The organism is Mycolicibacterium sp. TUM20985, from assembly GCF_030295745.1.
In the GTDB taxonomy this organism is placed as follows: domain Bacteria; phylum Actinomycetota; class Actinomycetes; order Mycobacteriales; family Mycobacteriaceae; genus Mycobacterium.
In genome coordinates this window covers 2,770,348-2,790,802 of record NZ_AP027291.1, presented here as the reverse complement: position 1 = coordinate 2,790,802, position 20,455 = coordinate 2,770,348, and the positions used below count along the sequence as shown (strand labels likewise).

Sequence of the window (20,455 nt, the reverse complement as noted above, 5' to 3'; positions counted from 1 at the left end):
CGTTTGCCAAGACAAAACCCGGACGGTCGCCAGCGGCGGCCGTCCGGGGGTCTGGAGCGGGGAAACGGATTGTCTAGATGGTGATGGGACCCGCGTCGGGGGCGGGCGGAAGCTCCGGTCCAGGAGGCGGCGCCTCGGGTCCGGGCGGCGGTGGCGGCAGCTCGGCGTTCACCACGTCGACCGCAGGGATGTCGGCGGGGCCCGGCGCCGGGGGTGCCGGCGCGAACGGGTCGAACGGGGGCGGCGGAGCCATCGGATCCTCGACGGGCTGTGGCTGCGCGACCGGAAGGTACATGTGCCGCGTGAACTGCGGCTGGAAGGCACCGCCGCCACCTACCCGGACCCCGCGGCCGCTCTCACCGGAGGACACGGGCGTGCCGTCGGGCAGCGTGACCGCCGTATGGCCGGAGTTCCAGCCGATGTTCAAGGCGCCGGGCTGGGTGCCGTATTGAAAGCCGCGGGCCAGCAGGGCCTGCTCCTCGTTGCCGGTATGGAAACGATCGCCGTAGATCGGTCGTCCGGTAGCCGCGTTGGCCACCCATGACACCAATCCCGAGCAGTCCGTACCGGAGGGCGAGTCGCCCCCAGTGCGGTACGGCGTATCCGAAACTTGATTGACCAGAGTCAACAGGGCTGTGGTCGCAATAGCATCGATCATGACTTTGGACGCTAGCAATGGGATTTGATCAACACCAAAATGTGTGGCAGCACTCACGATTGACTTGCGCGATGGCCTGCGTCGCAAATTCGCTTGCAGCAGAGCCGGTTCGACTCACCGACGGCCGTCGATTCCGATCCCGATTGCAGCGTAATGCAATTCGCCAAATGCTAAGGCCATGTGGCGAAAGTGCATGTCAGAGACCACTTCCGCTTCTTCTGAATCGGTCAAGCAAACGGGGGTGCTGCCAATGAAGAGCTCGGACAACCGCTTTCAGTCCAGGCATGACGAAACGTGCGTCCCATCAACGAAAGACACCCATTCCGCCGTCGACCATGATGGTCTGGCCCGTGATGAACGCACCGTCAGCACTGATCAGGAACGCCACTACCGCTCCAATGTCCTCACGAGTGCGTCCGACCCGTCCCAGCGGCACCCCGCGAAGCGCCCGGTCATAGTCCTTGGGCGCAATGTCCTGCCAGAACTGCACACCGGGGGAGTCCGCGAATGGCCTCCTTCGCCGCACCATAGGCCGCGAAGCGCGATTGACCACCGGTTCCCGAACCCGACCCGAGGTTGACGATCACTCCCTCACCCGCGGTCCGACGTCGAAGACCAGGTCGTAGTCTTCGGACGTGATGTCCACCAACGCCTTTGGCTCATTCGTGGCAATGGCGTTGTTCACCAACGCATTTACCCGGCCGAACCTGCTCAGTGCCGCATCGACGATGATCCCAGGACTGTCGGGATCTCGCAGGTCGGCGATCAGGGACGCGGAAAGCCCAGTAGCCGAGGCGATCTCGTCCATCGTCGCGGCGAGCACATCGGCGTTGTTGTCGACCAGTTGCACCGAGGCGCCGCGCTCGAGGAGTGCGCCGGCGATACCCTTACCGACGCCCTGCGCCGCACCCGTCACGATGACCACGCGGTCGGACAGCGCACCGCCACCCGCGCGCTGCACCGCCATGGCGTCAACCTACCGTCCGGAACGTCTAGAGAAGGTAGGTTCTCCCCGTGGCACGAAGCGGCAGTTGGTGGCTCACTCGCAGCGAGCACGTCGTGTCCGACGTGGTGCCCGCCGAGCCCGCCGCAGTCCGCGACTTCTACTGCGATCTGAACAACATCGTCAAGCTGCACCCGCTGGTCGTCTCGGTGGAGGCCCTACGCCGCGATGAGACCGCCGAGGCGTACACGCAGATCTATCGAGTCCGTGACCGCATTCCCGTCGGACCGTTCACGCTGGGGATCACCTACACCGCCACGGTGCACGTCCCGCGCAGCGGTGACGTGCTCACCGAGGCGCGGCAGTTCCCCCACGTCCGCCTCGCCGGAGTGGTGTCGTTCGAGCAGGTGGAGGGCGGTACCCGCGTCACCGAGCGGCTGGTCGTCGAAGCGCCGCGACCACTGGCCGCGATGACCGCCAGAGAAGCGGTCGAGGCGCATGCCGAGATGCTCGCGGGCATCGGTCGATGTTTTCGCTGAGGCCTACGCGGGCATCTTCGGTGGGCGTGCGCAGCTACCCTGCGTAGCATTGCTGCGGCCCATGCAACAGCGACGCCCGCGTGGCGCAGAGACGAGGAGGCGCCGTGAGTGCGAACCAGCAGAAGCAAGACTTGAAGCCGCACTTCGACGACATTCAAGCCCATTACGACCTGTCCGACGACTTCTTCCGGCTGTTCCTCGACGAGACCCAGACCTACAGCTGCGCCTACTTCGAGCGCCACGACATGTCCCTGCACGAGGCGCAGCTGGCCAAGATCGACTTGTCACTGGGCAAACTGAACCTCGAGCCGGGCATGACGCTGCTCGACATCGGCTGCGGGTGGGGCGCCACCATGAAGCGGGCCGTCGAGAAGTACGACGTCAACGTCGTCGGCCTGACCTTGAGCCGCAACCAGGCCGCCCACGTCGAGAAGCTCCTGGCCGACCTGCCGACTGAGCGCAGCCGCCGCGTCGAGCTGATGGGCTGGGAGGAGTTCGACGGCCACGTCGACCGCATCGTGTCGATCGGCGCGTTCGAACACTTCGGCTACGACCGGTACGGACGCTTCTTCGAGATGGCCCACCAGGCGTTGCCCGATGACGGCATCATGCTGTTGCACACCATCACCCGCGCCGGCCCCGAGGAACGCGAAGAGCTCAACCTCCCGGTGACCATGTCGTTGCTGCGGTTCACCAAGTTCATCAGCGACGAGATCTTCCCCGGCGGCCAGATCCCCGTCATCGCCGAGGTCGAGAAGTTCTGCGCCGAGATGGACTTCACCATCGACCGGATCCACAAGCTCGGCCCGCACTACGCCAAGACCCTCGACATCTGGTCGGCAGCGTTGGAGGCCAGGCGGGACGAGGCGATCGCCCTGCAATCCGACGAGGTCTACGAGCGGTACATGAAGTACCTGACCGGCTGCGCGGACCTCTTCCACAGGGGCTACACGAACCTCTGTCAGTTCACGCTGTCGAAGTAGCTTTACAGATCGCTCGAAAAGTGTCACGCTCGAGGCTGATGCCGCGGTAGGGTCGACCAACCCCACGATCAGCCCAAGAGGTGGAATGCGATGAGCGCACGGACGTTTGGTGACAGCACCAAGACCAACTCGACCGGGCCGGGCAGATACCTGCTCGACGTCACTGCCTCCGACGTCGTCGACCTGGTGCGCTCCGCCGGCGGCTGGCTCTTCGACCGGTCCATGGCGGGCTGGGACGTCAACGTCGTGGTCACCGGCGACGGCGACCCGCGCCCGTTGCACATCCTCGGCGTGGGCACCTCGCCGCGGGAACCCGACGACGACGCCGGAGCACCCACTCAGTTGGTGGCGTTGGCCGCCTCCGCCGAGGCCGTCAACGCCGACTCGGCGCTGCGGGCGGACGTCTTGCACGCCATGAAGCGCGGCATCGGCGAGGTCCTGATCTGGGGCCACGGCCGGCCCGACGGCATCGAGCGCGGTCTGGACGTCGTGGAGCACGAACTCAGCTCCGCCGGTCGCGTGTTCAAGGGACATGCCCTGGCGGCGCTCGGGCTCTCGGAAGCCGTCGGCCCCACGGAGACCTTCCGTGGCCGGACCAGCCTCCGCGCCTACTCGGACCTGACGCCGGCGGTCGCGACGTCCTTGGCCCAGCGGTAGTCGGCCTTGCCCGCGGGGGAGCGCACCACCTTCGACGTCGTGATGAACGCCTTCGGGATCTTGTAGCGCGCGATCGAGGTACGGCATACCTCGACGAGCTCCTCGTCGGTGGCCTCGGCACCCTCCGCGAACTGCACCACGGCGACCACCTCGCTGCCCCACCGATCCGACGGCCGACCGACGACGACGACGTCGTACACGCTGGGATGCGCGGCGATCGCCCGCTCGACCTCTTCGACGAAGATCTTCTCCCCGCCGGAGTTGATGGTCACCGAGTCACGGCCGAGCAACTGAATTCGCCCGTCGGGCAACACATTCGCTCGATCACCCGGCACCGACCAGCGCACCCCACCGATCGTCGGGAAGGTCTTGGCCGTCTTCGCCTCGTCGCCCAGGTACCCCAGCGGAATCAGGTCGCGGCGGGCCAGCCAGCCCCGGCCCTCGCCCGGCTGCAGCACCCGGTCGAGCTCCGCGGACACCACGGCGGTGTCGGACTGCGGGGTGAAGGTGGCCGCCTGGGTCTCGGTACCCGCCGTCGTCGCGGTGCTCATCTGGGCGCCCGACTCCGAGGCACCGACCGCGTCGAGCAGCATCAGATGCGGCAGGGCGGCCAGGATGCGCTCGCGGACCGTCGGAGACAGCGGGGCACCGCCGTTGGTGATGGTGAACAAGCCCGACAGGTCGTAGTCACCGGCCTCGATCTCGTCGAGTAGCGGCCGTGCGATGGCATCGCCGACCACCGGCAGGCTGAGCACCCTCTCCTCGACGGCCAGCCGCAGCACCTCGGCCGGCCGCATCCGCTCGACGTCGTCGGGGATGACGATCCGGCCGCCCATCGTGACGGCGTTGAAGGCCGCCCACTGGGCGGCGCCGTGCATGAACGGCGGGATCATCATCATCGACATCGCGCCCGCCGAGGCGCGCGCCTTGTCGGCGAGTTCGTCGTAGGAGGCCAAGGGCTGCTCACTGCCCCACGGTCGGCCGCCCATCGAGGACAGGAAGATGTCGTGCTGACGCCAGAGCACACCCTTCGGCATGCCGGTCGTGCCACCGGTGTAGAGGACGTAGAGGTCCTCGCCCGACGGTGTCGGCAAGCCCCCGTCGGGTCGGGGGGTGGCGAGGATGGTCTCGTAGTCCACGGTGCCGGGCAGCAGGTCATGACCGGAGTGGTCGGCGACCTGGATGAGCACCCGCAGGTCCGGCAGTTGGTCGCGGATCGCGGCCACCCGCGGGGCGAATTCAGCGGGGTACACCAACGCCCTGGCCCGCGAGTCGGTGAGGAGGTAGAGCAACTCGTCCTCGACGTAGCGGTAGCTGACGTTGAACGGCGCAACCCTGGCCCGAAACGAGCCGATCATCGCCTCGAGGTACTCGTTGCCGTTGCGCAGGTAGATGCCGAGGTGGTCCTGCCCGGATTCGTGACCCGCCAGCGCATCCCGTTCGGCGTGGCAGCCGAGGCCGACCGACGTCAAGTAATTGGCGAAACCCTCGACGCGGCGGTCCACCTCGCCGTAGGACAGCCGGCGACCACGCCAGACCAGGAACGTCTCCTCCGGGATCGCCTGGGCGACCGTGCCGAAGACGTCGGAGAGATTGAAGTTAGTCCCACTACCCATGGCAGTCGACCATACAGGTGTGCGACATCCGTATGGCCGCGGTTCGATCAGCCGGGGAAGAACCCGGCTCCGGTCAACGTGCCCGGCTGCCAGCCCTGCGCCCCGAGGCACACCATCGGGCGGCCGTCGGGCGCCTGAGCGGCACCCTTGGGGCCATCGCACGGCGCACCGATCTCCTGGACGCCCTTCAGCGGGTACGACGACACCCAGAAACCGGTGTACACCGGCGGCCACTGGTTCGGGATGTAGTGGCACACCACCGTCGATCCGCCGCGGCTGCGACCGAACGTGAACAGCTGATAGTTGTCACACGGCGCACCGAGGCCGGCGTCGTAACGCATGCCGGGCACGTCGGTGGCCGACGTGTCGTAGAGGCCAGGGTTGTCGGGGAACATCGGACCCGGGTCGGCCACTGCCGACGGCGCCAGTGCGATGGCCGCCCCGGCGACCGCCGCGGCGACCGTCAGTTCGCGAAACATGATGATGAGCCTCCTGGAGCACGCCGACGTTGCGGGCAAAGCCTAACGGGTTCCGCCGGGGAGCCGTGCGCTTTCGATCGAGGCGCTACCGCGGGTCACTCGCTGTCGAGGACGCTCACTGCGATGCCGTACGGCAGGAACCGCACCTTGCGGCCGGCGTCGGTGTTGTTCTTGTTGGCGCGCAAGGCGTCCAGCTCCGTCGGGTACACCTCTTCGATGTGGGCGCCGCCCTCGTCGTCGACGGTGTAGATCGACCAGACGCCGTCACCCGTCTCGCCCGTCGTCTCCGGCTCGGACTTCGTCCGCGGGCCCCTGGTGAACTCGTCGAGCAGCGTCGCCCAGCCCGCCTGCTTGCCCAGCCGGCCGATGGCGTCCTTCAGACCGTCGCTCGCTTCCCGCATCGCGCGGTCGAAGTCCTCGGGGTCGATTCCGAACGGATTCTGGCTCATGACGTGCTCCTCGTCTGCGCCGACTCGACACCGACGCGCATCCCACCAGTGTGCAGGTCGCACGCGAAGTTCGCCACGACGCTCCCGGGCGGCCACCGACGGTGGTAAGTGAAGGGGTATGTCCGCAACCCAGGCCGAGATGATCGCCGCCGTCGAACGGTCGCCGTTGGCCGCGGGCGCCCACGACCGGGCGGGGTGGGTCGGCCTGTTCGCCGCGGACGCCCGCATCGAAGATCCCGTCGGCTCCCGACCGCATCGCGGGCGCGCCCAGATCGGACGCTTCTACGACACGTTCATCGGCCCGCGGGACATCACCTTCCACCGCCATCTCGACATCGTCAGCGGGTCGACGGTGATTCGCGACCTGACCCTGGAGGTGCGCATGGGTCCGTCGGTGACCATGCAGATCCCCGCCATCCTGCGTTACGACCTCGACGAATCGCTGAAAATCGATCGTCTGCAAGCGTATTGGGAACTCCCCGCGATGATGTGGCAGTTCGTGCGCAGCGGCTTCGGCGCCCTGCCCGCGGGGCTGCGGCTCTCGCGGGCGCTCCTGCGGAACCAGGGCGCGACCGGGACGGCGGGGTTCCTGGCCGGCTTCGCCGGCGCGACCAGCCGCGCCAAGCAACACGTGGCCGGCCTGCTCGACGACGCCTGCGCGGGCGACCAGGTAGCCGTCAAGCGACGGCTATCCGGCGCGCACGTCACCGGCGGAGACCTCGAGCACCTCGGCACCTCCGAACTGGTCGCCCGACTGCACGGCGCGCAGTGGGACGGGATCATTCGGGCCGGGCACTCCGTGGCGGCCAGAGTGCAGCGCGACGGTCACCGGATGATCCTCTTCGCCGACGTCGACACCCGACCGACGCGAACCCGAGCGGTGAGAGTGTTCGCCGACGACCAGTGGACGTGACAAGGTAACTGGACCATGTCTGACTACGACACCATGACCTACGAGGAATTCGGCCGCAGGTTCTTCGAGCTCGCGGTGACCGAGCAGCGCGTCGGCGCGGCGATCGGGCAGATCGCGGGCGAGGAATTCTCCATGGGCCCGATGGCCCAAGGTCCGGGCAAGATCGCGAAAGTCACCGCGAAGGTGAAGGTGCAGGATCCTTCGGTGACCCGGGAGCTCGGCGAAGTGATCACCTTCGACATCCGCATCCCGCTGGAGATCGAACTGGTCATCGATCTGCGCATCGACAAGCCCCGCTTCAAGGTCTTCGGCGAGATCGCCCTGAAGGCCACCGCGATCGCCGTCAACGAGCTGGCGTTGGTGCTCGACGTCGAGAAGCCTCGCCCGTCCGACATCTCGATCCACATCACGTCGACGACGCTGCGCGCCGAGTTGGTCCGGATCGTGGGCGGCGTCGACGCCGAGATCAAACGTTTCATCGCCCAGCACGTGGCCGGTGAGATCGACAGCCCCGAGTCCCTGAAGGCGAAGGTCATCGACGTGGGCGGCCAGATCGACGAAGTGTGGACCGGCGTCTGATTGGCCGGATTCCACCGCTGCGCCGTACTCTCGTCGGCGTGAGCAGCACATCATTGACCGCCCGCCTCGCCGTGGTGGCCACCGGCGCCCTCTGCGCCGCCGTCGTGGCCGCGGCGCCCGCGTCCGCCGACCCCACCACCGACTTCGTCGATTCGCTGGGCACCGCGGGCATCGGCATGGTCGATCCCGGCCAAGCCGTCGAACTCGGCCGATCGGTGTGCCCGATGCTGTCGCAGCCCGGCCAGGACATGGCCGACACCGCCGCGAGGGTCGCCGACGCCGGCGGCATGTCGCTGGGACCCGCCACCATGTTCACGGGGCTCGCGATCTCCGCCTTCTGCCCGAGTGTGATGACCTCGCTGGGCAACGGCGAGTCCCCGATTCCGCTGGGCCTACTCAACAGCCTCGGCGGCTTCGGGTTCTAACTCGACCGCCACGGGTTCCAGCCGCGGCCGCTTGGGCTCGCGGTCGTTCCCGCTGGACAGCCCGCGTAGGTGTCGCCAAATCCACGGCATCAACAGATTCTGGGTCCACATCGCCTGGGAGTACATCCGGGACCGAACGTTCGGCGTGAGCACGTCCGGTTTCGACACGGCCCAATCATGATTACTGCCATGCAGTTCCAGCGCCTCGGCGGCGGCCGCAGCGAAGAGTTGGTGCCCCGCGGATGACCCGTGCACGCGGTCGGCACTCCACACGTCCGGATCGCCCATCGACTCCGCCGCGTAGAGGTCGACGAGCCGGAAGCCGTGCCGTGCCGCCGCCGCCCGGATGACCGCGTTCATCTCCACCACGCGGTTGCCGAGCACGCGGCCCACCGGCAGTATCTGCTCGAGATCGGGAAACGTGGTCGTCACGACCGTGGCGCCCGTCTCGGCGAGCCGGTCGTGCAGCAGGTCGATGTCCTCGAGCGCGGATCCGAAGGTCTTGCCGGGGCGGGTCACGTCGTTCATCCCGATGCAGCTGGTGATCAGATCGGGGTGCATCTCGACGGCCGCGGGCAACTGATTGTCGAGGACGTCACGGATGCGCCGCCCGCGGACGGCAAGGTTCGCGTAGCGGACGCCGGGGTGGAGTTCCTCCAGCCGATCCGCCAGTCGGTCGGCAAAACCCCTGACCCCGGCGGTGTCGTCACCGTCCCACAGGCCCTCGGTCTGACTGTCCCCGAGAGCCACGTACCGGTGGTAAGACTCAGCCGCCACGAGGGCACTCTAGCGGCGAACTCCGGATTGCACTCGGCACGCCACTCCGACGCTCGGTAAACCAGGCACATGCCAACCGGTTACGGCGATCTCTGGTGCCGCGGGAGGATCATCACCGGCACGGGGGCGTGGCGCAGGATCTTCGAAGCGGCCGAGCCGAGGAAGACGTGAGCGGCCGGTCCTGCCGCACCCGAGCCGAGAACCAGCACGTCGCCCGCCTGCCAGGGCACGGCCTCCACCGCTTCGCGCCAGTCGTGACCGCTGCCGACCACCACGTCCACATCGGGCACCGGGATGCGGGCGCGAACGACGTTGAGCTGCTTGACGATGTCGTCGTAGGTCCGCTTCGACCACTGCTGCACGACGAGGTCCTCGGCCGACGTCTCGATGGACCCGGCGAACACCCGGACCGGCCGCACCGCGAACGTCACGATCCGCAGCGGTACCGACCACTCCTTGGCGAGTTCGGCAGCCGCCGCAACGAGCCCGTTCACGTCGGCCTCGCCGCCATACGCTGCACTGAGTCGACGCACCGGCGTGGTTCCCGGGGCATAACCGCGAGGCGCGATGGCGACTGGAACCGCCGCGGTGTGGACGAGCCTCTCCGTCACGCTGCCGAGGCCCACCCGGCCCAGCAGACCCGACGACGACGACCCGACCGTGACGAGGTGCGCCTGGTGCATGGCCGCCAGTTCGATCAAACCCGTGGGAATCGAGGTCGACTGGTGGACCACGGTCGAGATGTCGAGACCGTCGGCCAGGTCGCCCACCACACGGTCGAGCGACCGTGCGGCCTGCGCGGTGACGTAGTCCAGGTACTCGTTCTCGACGGGGTCGTTCTTGGGTGGCCACGGCCGTTCGACGATGGCCGTCGCGATGATCTTGTCGCCCGTACCGCGGGCGACCTGGGCAGCGAGGTTGAGCGGCGCGGGACCCTGTCTGCTCGAACTGAAACCGGCGATGATGGTCATCGGAGCGATCCCTCAGACCACGACCGGAGCGGCCACGACGTGTGTCACCGGGACACCGTGCTCCGCCCGGGCGCGGTCCACGACGTCGAACCGGTGCCACACCGAATCCTCGGGGGGCAGCGTCGCGATGACGATCTGGTCCGGATGGAACGAGTCCACGCCCTTGGCGAGGGCCCGCAGTGGTCGGTAGTCCCCGATCTCTCCGTCGGCATCGAGGTGCTCCGTGCGAAGGGTCGCCAGGGTGCCGTCGAGCCGCTGCTGGGCGACCTTCAGCGTCGCCTCCCGAAGGTCCAGCGGACCATGCGACGCGGCGGTACCCGCCTCGATCGGGCTGGCCGGGACGACGACGAAGTAGGTCGTGGCACTGTCGGCGTCGATGCGGCGCAACTCATCGAGCAGTTCCTGGGACTGGACCTGCTGATTGGCCAGCACCAGCACGCGGTGCGGCCGTCCCTTTGCGACCGCGCCCTCGACCTCGGGACGACGGTTGATGAACCACCGATTCGCGAAGTAGACCAGGATGACGACCGCCCACGACAGCAGGCTGAGCATCAACGCATCCCGGTTGCCTCCACCCTGTACGAACATCTGCACCAGGATCGCCAGGATCGCGACGGCGGTGATGATGGACAGCACCGGGAAGAGCCACATCTTTACCGTGAGCTCCGAGTCTTCGGTGCGCCGCCGCAGCACGATCTGGGAGATGGCGATCAGCAGGTAGACGAACAGGATGATCGCGCCGCTGGAGTTCAGCAGGAACGCGAAGATGGTGTCCGGTGAGACCGCCGCGGCGATCACGCAGAGGAACCCGATCACCGAGGACGTGAGAATCGCGACGGCAGGCACCCCGCGACGAGTCACGCTGACGAGTTGGGCGGGCGCTTCGCGGCGGGCGGCTAGGACGAACAGCATGCGCGAGGCGGTGTACATCCCGGAGTTCAGACAGCTGAGCACCGCGGTCAGGACGACGGCGTTCATGATGTGGTCCGCGTAGGGGATGCCCATCTCGGTGAACGCCGCGACGAAGGGCGATGCGGCCACCCCGTCGTCGTTCCACGGCAGGATCGTCACCAACAGGAACGCCGAGCCCACGAAGAACACCGCGATGCGCACGATCACCGAATTGGCGGCCTTCGCCACTGCACGTTCGGGATCCGACGATTCCGCTGCCGCGATGGTGGCGATCTCTGCGCCGACCATCGAGAAGATCACCGTGACCACACCCACCGTCACCGCCATCGCGCCGAACGGAAAGAAGCCGCCGTGGCTCCACAGGTTCGAGAAGTCCATCGACTTGTTCGGCCACAGCCCCAGCACGAACAGCGCGCCCAGCCCGATGAAGGCGATGATGGCCGCGACCTTGATGCCCGCGAACCAGAACTCGAACTCTCCGAACGAGGACACGGAGAACAAGTTGGTCGCGGTCATCAGGATCATCAGCACCAACGCGGATAACCACAGCGGGATGTCGATCCAATACTGGATGACCTTGGCACCGGCAATCGCCTCGAAGCCGACGACGATTACCCAGAAGTACCAGTACAGCCAGCCCACCGAGAAGCCAGCCCAGTTGCCCATGGCGTTGCGGGCATAGTCGGCGAACGATCCCGTCGATGGGTTGGCCACCGCCATTTCCGCCAGCATGCGCATGACCATGATGATCAGGACGCCGGCGAGGGCGTAGGTGATGAACGCGCCCGGTCCGGTATCGCCGATGACCACACCGGAGCCGACGAACAGGCCGGCGCCGATGACGCCGCCGATGGCGATCATCGTCAGCTGTCGCTGACTGAGGGCCTTCTGCAGGGTTGGGGTCGCGCCCATGTCATCCTCCTGTGCAGCGTGGGGTGAAAGAATTCATGCGACGAAAAGGCATGTACAACAGAATCTTTGAACTAGTTGATTCGCACATCTCAACCGTCCCGCCCCAGACGCATACCCGGTCGTGGCACCAGCGCCACCGCCCTAGGTTTCCGAGCCTAGGCCTCCGGAACCCCGACCGTGCGATATTGGACATCGCAAGGGATTCAAGCTGATCCACGTGACAGGCCTCGACCAAGCAGTTGGACACGTCCCCACGGAAGTCCCGGTACGGCTGCTTCGCTCTGCCGCTGGGAAATCGGATGTCACCGGTAATGCCGAGTTGCAGAGGCGGTCACGCCACCGACTCGCAGTCCGGCTCGCGGTGGGTATGGGAAGCTTAGGTATGCCAGAACGCCCGGACGCGGATGCAGTCGCGAATTTCCTTGATGCACAGCGATTTACGCGCGAGCAAGTGTTCGCCGACCCGAGCCCCGTGCCGCAGGCGCCCGGCGCGTACGGATGGTGGTTCCGCACGCTTCCCACGGCCGTCGACGCAGCCGGCTGCGAGGTGCGCGACGGGCTGACCCTGCTACACGTCGGGATCAGCCCGACGCCGCCGCCCGCGAGTGGGAAGCGGCCCGCGAGCCAGGATCTTTACAAGCGGATCCGCTATCACTTCGGGGGCGCCAGGGGCAGTGCCGAGGGTTCGTCCCTGCGGAAGACGCTCGGGGTGCTGCTGGCCTCCGAGCTCGGTCTGGAGCTGCGCCGCGTGGGCTCGGGCAAACAGATCACGCTGGCGGGCGGCGAGGCCGTGCTCACCCAGTGGATGGCGGAGAACACGCTGGTGTCGTGGGTGGTGCGGCCCGAGCCGTGGCTGTTCGAGGACCAGCTGACCGCGGACCTCGTCCTGCCACTGAACCTGCAGGGCGACAGCGCATTCCAGCAGGAGTTGAAGCGACTGCGGCGAGACGCCGTGCTGAAGGCCAACAAGCTGCGCATCCTCAAGGAGTGGTAGTGCCGCGGACGAGCGCCGGACTGCTGCTGTACCGAACCGCCACCGACGGCATCGAGGTCCTGATCGGCCATCCCGGCGGCCCCTTCTGGGCGCGCAAGGACGAAGCCGCGTGGTCGATCCCCAAGGGGGAGTACACCGAGGACGAAGACCCGTGGGTGGCGGCCCGACGCGAGTTCGTCGAGGAGGTCGGCCTGCCGGTGCCCGACGGCCCGCGGATCGACCTGCCGCCGGTGAAGCAACCCGGCGGCAAGGTCGTCACCGCCTTCGCCGTCGCTGCCGACCTCGACGTCACCGATAGCGTGAGCAATACCTTCGAGCTGGAGTGGCCGAAGGGGTCGGGCAAGATCAGGACGTTTCCCGAGGTGGACCGCGTGGCGTGGTGTTCCGTGGACGACGCCCGGGTGAAGCTGCTGAAGGGTCAGCGACCGCTGCTCGACGCCCTCATGGCTCGTCTCGCAGACGCCTGACGGGGCGCGTCTCGATCGCGTTGATCGTCAGTTTCCGTCCGTGGATGCGCCAGCCGGCAGGCGTCTTGAGGTACTCGTCGTCGTAACGCAGATGCCACACCAGGTCCGTCACCTGTTCCGTCGAGCGGGTCCAGTGGTGGGCTATGCAGGTGATGCGACCGAGCGCGTACCCGAGTTCGGGCGCGGCGGCGTACACCTCGCCGGCGATCGCGTGTTCGGTACGGTGCACCGCGCGGAGCGCCTCCATCGCCTCACCGACGCCGGCGCGGCCGCGCTTGACGATGACCGGGTCCAGCTCGCGTGGCGGATCGGGCAAGTGCAATTCAGCTGTCTCCGTGAATAATTCGACGGCGTCGGCGAAGCGACGGTCGTCGACCGCCGCGGCGTAGAGGTGCACCAAATCGGCCAACGCAAGCCTGTCGGCCCAGTGCAACGTCACGGCAACCCGTCAACTGCTAGAGGTCGAGGAGCAGATCAGCGTCGTCCCTGGCGCGGGAGACGCAGATCAACATCATCCCGGCGGCACGCTCGGGGTCGGTGAGCAGGGTGTCGCGGTGCTCGACCACGCCCGCCAACACCCGGGTGCGGCACGTTCCGCAGAACCCCTGCTGGCACGAGTACGGCGCATGCACGCCCTCGCGGTTGAGCGCCGCCAGCAGCGTCTCGTCTCCGCCGACCCGCACGGAGCGACCCGTCGACGCGACCGCCGCCGAGAACGCGGTGCCGTCGACGACCGGCGGTGGGGCGAAGCGTTCGAAGTGCAACTCGACGTCGTCACGCCCGGCCAGCGCTGCCCGCAAAGCCGTCAGCACCGGCGCAGGTCCGCACGCGTAGACCGTCGTACCGTCGGGGCAGTCGCCGAGCAGATCGGCGGCCGTGGGCAGACCGCATTCGTCGTCGGTGCGAATCTCGATTCGGTCGCCGAAGCGCGTCAGCTCCTCCAGGAACGGCAACGTGTCGCGGCTGCGGCCGGCGTAGACCATCGACCAGGGCACGCCGAGTCGCTCCGCCTGCGCGAGCATCGGCAGGATCGGCGTGATGCCGATGCCGCCCGCGATGAACCGGAAGCGCTGGGCGGGCGAGCCGTACCCGGGCACCGTCAACGGGAAGGCGTTGCGCGGGCCGCTGGTGGTGACCGTCGCGCCACAGGCCAACGCGTCGTGCACCTCGACGGACCCCCCGCCGCCAGTCGGGATGCGCCGCACTGCGATCCGGTAGGAATCGGTCACCCCGGGGTCACCACACAGCGAGTACTGCCGCACCAGGCCACTGGGCAGGTGCACGTCGAGGTGGGCGCCTGGATGCCATCGGGGGAGTGCGGCACCGTCCGGCGCGGTGAGGGTCAACGCGATGACGTCCTGATCGTGGGCGACGACGCGACGGTCGGCGACGACGAGCGGAAAGCGTCGGTCGACGTCCGGTGGCGGCACCACGTTGCGGACCGCACCGGAGAGATTGAACAGACCGGCGACCACGGTGTCCGCCAGGCCGAGCGTCAGGTCGTGCCGGGACCGCCCCGACGCGCTCGGTGGCGCCTGCCGGAAGCGATCGAACATCACAGGTGCGCGGCGCGGGCCGCCGGAGAGCTGGCCAGGTACGCCACGGCCTGCGCCGTCGAACCCATCTCCTCCGGCGAGAAACCCGGACGGAAGTACATGGACGTGTTGGAGCCGAACAACTTTCGGTACTTCGGCAGCAGTCCCAGCTTGGAGTCCCGCATGCGCAGGCGCTGCATCCGGAACCAGCCGACGTCGAACGTCGGATCGTTCTTCGACAGATACCAGGCGCCGCGCTGGAAGAAGGTGAACAGGAAGATGACGGCCATGATCATGGCGCGGATGCGGTCCACGTAGCTGTCGTGGAAGTAGTGCGCGACGTCGTGGGCGACCATGCGGTGCTCGACCTCCTCGCTGCCGTGCCAGCGGAACAGGTCCACCATGGTCGGGTTGGCCCCGTGGTCGTCCCACGCACAGTTCAACGAGAAGTCGCCGAGCACGGCGGTGTAGTGCTCGATGGCGGCGATCAGCCACAGCCGGTCGCACAGGTGGTTCAGCTTGCGCTTGGGATCGGTGATCGACGGGTCGGGCGCCAGCACCTTCGTGAAGACGTACTCGATCTGGTCGAGGAGCGGCTTGACGTCGACGCCGTGGTTGATTAGATAGTCGTGCAGCACCTTGTCGTGCACGTCGGCGTGAGTGGCCTCCTGCCCGATGAAGCCGCGCATGTCCTCCGCCAGCTTCGGGTCCTTCACCATCGGCAGCGCTTCGTTGTACGCGGCGACGAACCAACGCTCGGCGGCGGGCAGCACGATGTTCAGCAGGCTGATCACGTTGGACGCGACGGGGTGGTCGGGGATCCAGTGCAGGGGGATCGCGTCGACGTCGAAGTGCACCCGGCGGGCCTGGATCTGTACCGGGCCCGGGTCGACCTCGGTGGGGAAACGCTGCGGTCGCAACATGGCTGTCTGCTCCTCATCGCCGTCTGTCGGGAGAGGAGTCTACGCGATTGTGCGACTTATCTGGGAACGCAGGTACCGGATAGCTGAACTGTCAGCCGACGGGGACCGGCACCCCGATGGGACCGCCGTAGGTGCCCTGACCTGCGCCGGGCGCCGGTGTGGCGGCACCTGGGGCGACACCGGAAGACGGACGCTCCGCAGCGGAGCCCGCAGCCGCCTCACCGGCGGCCTGCGTGCAGTCCAGCATCAGCACCATCTTCTTGCTGGTGGCCTTCTGCTGGCTCACGATGCACTGCGACTGCGGCAGGTCGCTGCCGAACGAGCCGCCGAACGTCGCACGGACGCCCTGGCTCTTCAAGATGCTCACGGCCTTGAAGTAGGGCTCGCCCACGACGTTCAGCGCGTTGGTGTTGCCGGGAGCCGACGCGGCCACGGCAGGGCTGAGCAGGGCCGCCGAAGCGCCCCCGACCAGGATGGCGGCGGGAATGACCAGCCCGGTGGCTGCCAGTCCAAGAATCTTCTTCACGTGCCCTCCGTGTGTCGCGGTGCGTTGCGAACATAGCGCAGTTCAGCCCTCACGGAGAACTTCGGTCACTCCCGCGCTGGTGTTACCTGCGCTCCGAGCACGGCGGCCAGCGCCGCGGCTCGCGGGTCGGTGAACACGTCCTCCAGCAGCAGTTCGGTGCCATCCGGGCCGGCCAGTTTCACCCGCCAGTTCGGATACTCGTTCGTCGTCCCAGGTTGATTCTGGGCCCGCAGGTCGCCCACCGCATCCGGAAGCGCGAGCGCGAGCAGCCGCGACGGCGTCCGACCGAGGTACCCGTACAACGCGCTGACGACCTGCTCCACCGTCGGGTCGTCGCCGATCAGCTCGGCGGCGCGCAACGCGGCGAGCCACGCGTCCTGTTCGGCCCTGTCCTGCGCCAGCTCCTCGTCGGCCGGGCGGGTCAGCAGCCCCAGCTCTTCCCGGATCCGCACGTGTTCGCCCGCCAGGTATCCCGCCGTCGGTGGCAGATCGTGCGTCGTGACCGACGACAGGCAGTACTCGCGCCACCGGCGGGCGGGCAGCGGACCGCCGTCGCCGTCGCGATCGAGTTCGAACCACAGGATCGAGGTGCCGAGCAGCCCCCGCTCGTCGAGGTAGTCGCGGACCCACGGTTCGACGGTGCCCAGATCCTCGCCGACCACGACCGCGCCCGCCCGCTGCGCCTCCAACGCGACGATGCCGATCAGCGCCTCGTGGTCGTAGCGCACGTAGGTGCCCTCGGTGGGCGCGGCGCCGTTCGGGATCCACCACAGTCGGAACAACCCGATCACGTGGTCGATGCGGAGCCCGCCCGCGTGCCGCAATACCGCGTTGACCAAGGCGCGGAACGGTTCATAACCCCGCTCGATCAGCTGGTCGGGCCGCCACGGAGGTTGTGACCAGTCCTGGCCCAGCTGGTTGTACTCGTCCGGCGGCGCGCCCACGCTGACACCAAGCGCCAGGGTGTCCTGCAGCGCCCACGCGTCGGCACCGTTCGGATCGACGCCGACCGCCAGATCGTGCATGACGCCCAGCGACATGCCCGCCTGGATCGCGGTGGCCTGCGCGCCGGTCAGCTGGTCGTCGAGCTGCCACTGCAGCCATCGGTGGAAATCCACCGCGTCGGCGCGCTTCACCGCGAACGCAGCCACCGCTGGATCGGCCGGGTGCTGCAGCCGCTCGGGCCACCCGTGCCAGTCGTTGCCGTGCTTCTCGGCCAATGCGCACCAGATGGCGAAGTCGTCCAGGCTGCGTCCCTCGCGCCGCCGGTACGCCGCGTAGGCCAGCTCGCGACCCGCGGACCGCCTCACGCGGTAGACGGCCTCGAGCGCTGCGCGCTTGCTCTTCCACGCCGCATCGCGGTCGATGAGCGCAGCCTTCTTCGCCTTGGCTTGAGCAATCGAACGTGCCTTGCGCAGCCCACCGCGGTCACGTACGTAGGCGAACTCCGGGATCGCCTCGACCCGCAAATACATCGGGTTGACGAAGCGGCGGGACGTCGGCAGGTAGGGCGATGGCTCCATCGGCGCGGCCGGAGCGGCGGCGTGCAGCGGGTTGGCCAGGATGAAGCCCGCCCCGTACTGGGCGGCCGACCACACCGCCAGATCGGCCAGATCGGTCAGATCGCCGATGCCCCAAGACCTTTCGGAACGCACGCTGTACAGCTGGGTGGCCAGGCCCCAGGTCCGCCCACCGCCGAGCGACGCGGGCAGCTTCAGCACCGCCGGGGAGACGATGAGCGCGGCATCACCATCCACGCCGCCGGCATCGACGTGCAACCGGTGGTATCCCACCGGCAGGTCGGCGGGCAGCTCGAACGTGGCCTCGCCGATCGACCGGCCGTCGAGGTCGTAGGGCGGCCGGTCGTTCTGCAGCTGGCGCAACCCCGTGCGCACCGTGCCGTCCTCCAGCCGGATCCACCCGCCGACCGGATCGCCGTCGGTCACGTGCACCCAGAACGAGGTCGGCCGGCCAGCCCGCATGACCACCACAGGAGGCAGCGTGCGCCGCCAGTGGTCCCCCTCGCGAGCCGTCAGCGACGCCTGCCGTTCCTCCTCGGTGGCCGCCTCGACGCCGAGCGCCGTCAGCACCGAGACCAGCGTCGACTCGGCGACCGCGCGGTGACCGCCCATCCAGTCGTCGTAGGTGCTCGCCACGCCGTATTGGTGGGCGAGGTCGACCAATGAGCCGGGCAGTTCAGTCATGGGGGTGATCTTGCCGTGAAGGGACGGAGTGCGTGTGGCGGTATCGTCTGCTCAGTGCTCACAGGTGACGCCAGTCGGCGCAACGGGCGGGCACGTATCGCCGTGGCGGCGATGTTCCTCACCAACGGTGCCATCTTCGCGAACCTCGTGCCGCGCTTCCCCGAACTCAAGACCGAGCTGGCGCTGTCGAACACCGCCTACGGCGTGGTCGTCGCCGCCTTCCCGGTCGGCGCGCTGGTCGCCGGACTCACGGCGGGGGCGGTCGTCCGTCGTCTCACCTCGGCCAGGACCGGGCTGCTCTGCACGGCCGGCATAGCCCTCTTGGTGTTCGCGGCGGGATCGTCGACGACACCGGCGGTGCTGGCGGCCCTGTTGTTCGCCGGCGGCGCCTGCGATGCGGTCGCCGACGTTGCTCAGAACGCCCACGGTCTGCGGGTGCAGCGGGAGTTCGGCCGGTCGATCATCAATTCGCTGCACGCCGTGTGGTCGGTCGGCGCGGTGATCGGGGCGGGCATGGCCGCCGCGGCGATCGCGCTCCACGTCCCGATCGCCGTTCACCTCGGGGTGAGCGCCGCGGTGTTCGTCGGCGTGGCCGCGGCCGCCTATCCGTTCCTGCTGAAGGGGCCCGATCAGCCGGAGCGCGCGCCGGGCGACGCGGCGATCCGCCGCAAACCGGACCGGCGGGTGTACGGCGCGATGCTGCTCCTGGTGCTCATCGCGACCGCCGGCGCGGTGATCGAGGACGCAGGCAGTTCCTGGGCCGCGCTGTACCTGGGCAGCGGATTGGGGGCGGCCGGCGCCGTCACGGCACTCGGCTATCTCGCGCTGCTCAGCTTTCAGTTCATCGGGCGGGTCTTCGGCGACCGCATGGTGGATCGCTTCGGTGAACGGGCGATGGCCCGCGGCGGGGGACTGCTCGTCGCGGCGGGCATGGGGCTAGCACTGGCCTTCCCGAGCGTGCCGGGGACCATCGCGGGCTTCGCGGCGGCCGGTCTCGGTGCCGCGACCGTCATCCCCGCGGCCATGCACGGCGCCGACCGCCTTCCGGGTCTGCGGCCTGGCAGCGGACTGGCGGTGTTGGCGTGGCTGATGCGCGTCGGCTTCGTCGGTGCACCACCGCTCGTCGGCTTCGTCGCCGACGCGACGAGCCTGCGGGTCGGGCTGCTCATCGTGCCCGCGGCGGGGCTCGCGATCGCGGCCGCGGCGGGGGTGCTCAGTGGCCGACGCCCACCAGTTCGATCGTGAGCACACCGCCGATGATCAAGGCGATGCCGATCAGCATCTTGACCGTCAGCGGATCCCCGAAGAGGTAGCGGGCGAGCACCGCGACCAGGGCCACGCCGCACGCCGTCCATACGCCGTAGGCGATGCCGACGGGCATGCCAAGCGAGAGCGTCAGCCACAGCAGGTAGAACGACGCGAGGTAGCCCAGCACGACCGGGACGATCCACGCGCGCTTGCGGAAGCCGTCCGATGCGCGAAGGCCCAGCGTGGCGAACACCTCGACACCGATCGCGACGGCCAGCACCAACCACATCACGAGGCGGAATCCGTTGGCCGCGAACCGAGTTCGATGAACAGCACACCGGCGATGATGAGCCCGATGCCCAGCGCGATGGGCCAGGTGAACGGGTCGCGGAAGATCACCGCGGCCGACACCGCGGTCAGCGCGGTGCCCGTGGCTCCCCAGATGCCGTAGGTGACGCCGATCGGCACGCCCTCGCGCAACACCAGGGTCAGCAGGGTGAACGCCACCGCGTAGCCGGCGACGACGGCGACGATCCAGGCGGCGTGGTCCTGCGACGCCCGCAGGGACAGGGTCGCCGCCACCTCGCTGATGATGGCGGCGGCCAGCAGCACCCACTTTCGCACCGACCCAACCTAACCGGCTGCCGAGACGGGTCGGACCAGCGTGGACGCCGAGGGTTTGCTGGTGTGGGCGTGGTTCGAGGTGGGGGGACTGTCGGAGGGCGCGCGTAACCTGAAACCACGT

23 protein-coding genes and 1 pseudogene are annotated in these 20,455 nt (G+C 68.2%); 9 read left to right on the top strand and 15 right to left on the bottom strand.

Features of this window, described 5'->3' with window-relative positions:
* Positions 1-73: 73 nt before the first annotated feature.
* Positions 74-658 (bottom strand): NlpC/P60 family protein, encoded by a 585-nt coding sequence (locus tag QUE68_RS13745; protein WP_284226681.1) that lies wholly within the window; start codon positions 656-658, stop codon positions 74-76.
* A 304-nt stretch (positions 659-962) separates the two neighbouring features.
* Positions 963-1,625: pseudogene (locus QUE68_RS13740) on the bottom strand (SDR family NAD(P)-dependent oxidoreductase).
* Positions 1,626-1,672: 47 nt separating this feature from the next.
* Between QUE68_RS13740 and QUE68_RS13735 the strand changes: the two are divergent.
* From QUE68_RS13735 to QUE68_RS13725, 3 genes are all read left to right on the top strand, one after another.
* Positions 1,673-2,140 carry an SRPBCC family protein gene (locus tag QUE68_RS13735; RefSeq protein ID WP_284226678.1) on the top strand — a complete coding sequence of 156 codons (468 nt, stop codon included), beginning with the start codon at positions 1,673-1,675 and terminating at the stop codon, positions 2,138-2,140.
* 80 nt (positions 2,141-2,220) lie between these two features.
* Positions 2,221-3,123: a cyclopropane mycolic acid synthase family methyltransferase gene (locus QUE68_RS13730; RefSeq protein WP_454786259.1), complete on the top strand. Its 903-nt coding sequence runs from the start codon at positions 2,221-2,223 to the stop codon at positions 3,121-3,123.
* Between the two features lie 90 nt (positions 3,124-3,213).
* Positions 3,214-3,780 carry a hypothetical protein gene (locus QUE68_RS13725; RefSeq protein ID WP_284226674.1) on the top strand — a complete coding sequence of 189 codons (567 nt, stop codon included), beginning with the start codon at positions 3,214-3,216 and terminating at the stop codon, positions 3,778-3,780.
* Here the strand turns inward: QUE68_RS13725 and QUE68_RS13720 are convergent.
* The 3 genes from QUE68_RS13720 to QUE68_RS13710 form a co-directional block, all read right to left on the bottom strand.
* The gene (locus tag QUE68_RS13720) at positions 3,732-5,396 is read right to left on the bottom strand and encodes an acyl-CoA synthetase (protein WP_284236055.1); all 1,665 of its coding nucleotides are present in this window, start codon (positions 5,394-5,396) and stop codon (positions 3,732-3,734) included. The two genes, QUE68_RS13725 and QUE68_RS13720, sit on opposite strands and share 49 nt — an antisense overlap.
* Before the next feature lie 47 nt (positions 5,397-5,443).
* Positions 5,444-5,875 carry a hypothetical protein gene (locus tag QUE68_RS13715; RefSeq protein ID WP_284226670.1) on the bottom strand — a complete coding sequence of 144 codons (432 nt, stop codon included), beginning with the start codon at positions 5,873-5,875 and terminating at the stop codon, positions 5,444-5,446.
* Between the two features lie 95 nt (positions 5,876-5,970).
* Complete coding sequence (locus QUE68_RS13710) at positions 5,971-6,324, bottom strand: hypothetical protein (protein WP_284226669.1); 354 nt, start codon at positions 6,322-6,324, stop codon at positions 5,971-5,973.
* 118 nt (positions 6,325-6,442) lie between these two features.
* On the opposite strand from QUE68_RS13710, the gene QUE68_RS13705 reads away from it, so the two are divergent.
* From QUE68_RS13705 to QUE68_RS13695, 3 genes are read left to right on the top strand one after another with little or no spacing between them, the layout of a single operon-like run.
* On the top strand, positions 6,443-7,237 hold the full coding sequence (locus tag QUE68_RS13705) for a nuclear transport factor 2 family protein (protein ID WP_284226668.1): 795 nt from the start codon (positions 6,443-6,445) through the stop codon (positions 7,235-7,237).
* Positions 7,238-7,252: 15 nt separating this feature from the next.
* Positions 7,253-7,816 (top strand): hypothetical protein, encoded by a 564-nt coding sequence (locus tag QUE68_RS13700; RefSeq protein WP_284226667.1) that lies wholly within the window; start codon positions 7,253-7,255, stop codon positions 7,814-7,816.
* A gap of 38 nt (positions 7,817-7,854) precedes the next feature.
* Complete coding sequence (locus tag QUE68_RS13695; protein ID WP_284226666.1) at positions 7,855-8,241, top strand: DUF732 domain-containing protein; 387 nt, start codon at positions 7,855-7,857, stop codon at positions 8,239-8,241.
* Here QUE68_RS13695 and QUE68_RS13690 read toward each other — a convergent pair.
* The 3 genes from QUE68_RS13690 to QUE68_RS13680 all read right to left on the bottom strand — a co-directional run bounded on the left by QUE68_RS13690 (position 8,209) and on the right by QUE68_RS13680 (position 11,813).
* Positions 8,209-9,018, bottom strand: a complete 810-nt coding sequence (locus QUE68_RS13690) for an SGNH/GDSL hydrolase family protein (protein ID WP_284226665.1) — start codon at positions 9,016-9,018, stop codon at positions 8,209-8,211. The genes QUE68_RS13695 and QUE68_RS13690 overlap by 33 nt on opposite strands.
* 80 nt (positions 9,019-9,098) lie before the next feature.
* Positions 9,099-9,989 carry a universal stress protein gene (locus QUE68_RS13685; protein WP_284226664.1) on the bottom strand — a complete coding sequence of 297 codons (891 nt, stop codon included), beginning with the start codon at positions 9,987-9,989 and terminating at the stop codon, positions 9,099-9,101.
* A 12-nt stretch (positions 9,990-10,001) separates the two neighbouring features.
* On the bottom strand, positions 10,002-11,813 hold the full coding sequence (locus tag QUE68_RS13680; protein WP_284226663.1) for an amino acid permease: 1,812 nt from the start codon (positions 11,811-11,813) through the stop codon (positions 10,002-10,004).
* Between the two features lie 451 nt (positions 11,814-12,264).
* On the opposite strand from QUE68_RS13680, the gene QUE68_RS13675 reads away from it, so the two are divergent.
* Both QUE68_RS13675 and QUE68_RS13670 read left to right on the top strand, forming a co-directional pair.
* Complete coding sequence (locus tag QUE68_RS13675) at positions 12,265-12,807, top strand: GIY-YIG nuclease family protein (RefSeq protein ID WP_284226662.1); 543 nt, start codon at positions 12,265-12,267, stop codon at positions 12,805-12,807.
* Positions 12,807-13,274 (top strand): NUDIX domain-containing protein, encoded by a 468-nt coding sequence (locus QUE68_RS13670; protein ID WP_284226661.1) that lies wholly within the window; start codon positions 12,807-12,809, stop codon positions 13,272-13,274. The genes QUE68_RS13675 and QUE68_RS13670 overlap by 1 nt, the downstream gene beginning before the upstream one ends.
* Here QUE68_RS13670 and QUE68_RS13665 read toward each other — a convergent pair.
* The 5 genes from QUE68_RS13665 to malQ form a co-directional block, all read right to left on the bottom strand.
* Complete coding sequence (locus QUE68_RS13665) at positions 13,249-13,713, bottom strand: nuclear transport factor 2 family protein (protein ID WP_284226660.1); 465 nt, start codon at positions 13,711-13,713, stop codon at positions 13,249-13,251. The genes QUE68_RS13670 and QUE68_RS13665 overlap by 26 nt on opposite strands.
* Positions 13,714-13,729: 16 nt before the next feature.
* Positions 13,730-14,830 (bottom strand): PDR/VanB family oxidoreductase, encoded by a 1,101-nt coding sequence (locus tag QUE68_RS13660; protein ID WP_284226659.1) that lies wholly within the window; start codon positions 14,828-14,830, stop codon positions 13,730-13,732.
* Entirely contained in the window at positions 14,830-15,732 is a 903-nt protein-coding gene (locus QUE68_RS13655) for a metal-dependent hydrolase (RefSeq protein ID WP_286275696.1), read from the bottom strand. The genes QUE68_RS13660 and QUE68_RS13655 overlap by 1 nt, the downstream gene beginning before the upstream one ends.
* A gap of 91 nt (positions 15,733-15,823) precedes the next feature.
* A complete protein-coding gene (locus QUE68_RS13650; RefSeq protein WP_284226657.1) occupies positions 15,824-16,258 on the bottom strand; it encodes a hypothetical protein in 435 nt (144 codons plus the stop codon).
* Between the two features lie 65 nt (positions 16,259-16,323).
* Positions 16,324-18,462, bottom strand: a complete 2,139-nt coding sequence (gene malQ / locus QUE68_RS13645; protein ID WP_286275695.1) for a 4-alpha-glucanotransferase — start codon at positions 18,460-18,462, stop codon at positions 16,324-16,326.
* 111 nt (positions 18,463-18,573) lie between these two features.
* Here malQ and QUE68_RS13640 point away from each other — a divergent pair, with 111 nt between their 5' ends.
* Entirely contained in the window at positions 18,574-19,707 is a 1,134-nt protein-coding gene (locus QUE68_RS13640; protein ID WP_284230931.1) for an MFS transporter, read from the top strand.
* Here the strand turns inward: QUE68_RS13640 and QUE68_RS13635 are convergent.
* Together QUE68_RS13635 and QUE68_RS13630 are read right to left on the bottom strand one after the other, a co-directional pair.
* Positions 19,676-19,999, bottom strand: coding sequence for a DMT family transporter (locus tag QUE68_RS13635; protein ID WP_284236243.1), 324 nt, complete (start codon positions 19,997-19,999; stop codon positions 19,676-19,678). The two genes, QUE68_RS13640 and QUE68_RS13635, sit on opposite strands and share 32 nt — an antisense overlap.
* Positions 19,999-20,334: a DMT family transporter gene (locus tag QUE68_RS13630; protein ID WP_284226656.1), complete on the bottom strand. Its 336-nt coding sequence runs from the start codon at positions 20,332-20,334 to the stop codon at positions 19,999-20,001. Before QUE68_RS13630 ends, QUE68_RS13635 begins: the two co-directional genes overlap by 1 nt.
* Positions 20,335-20,455 lie beyond the last annotated feature (121 nt).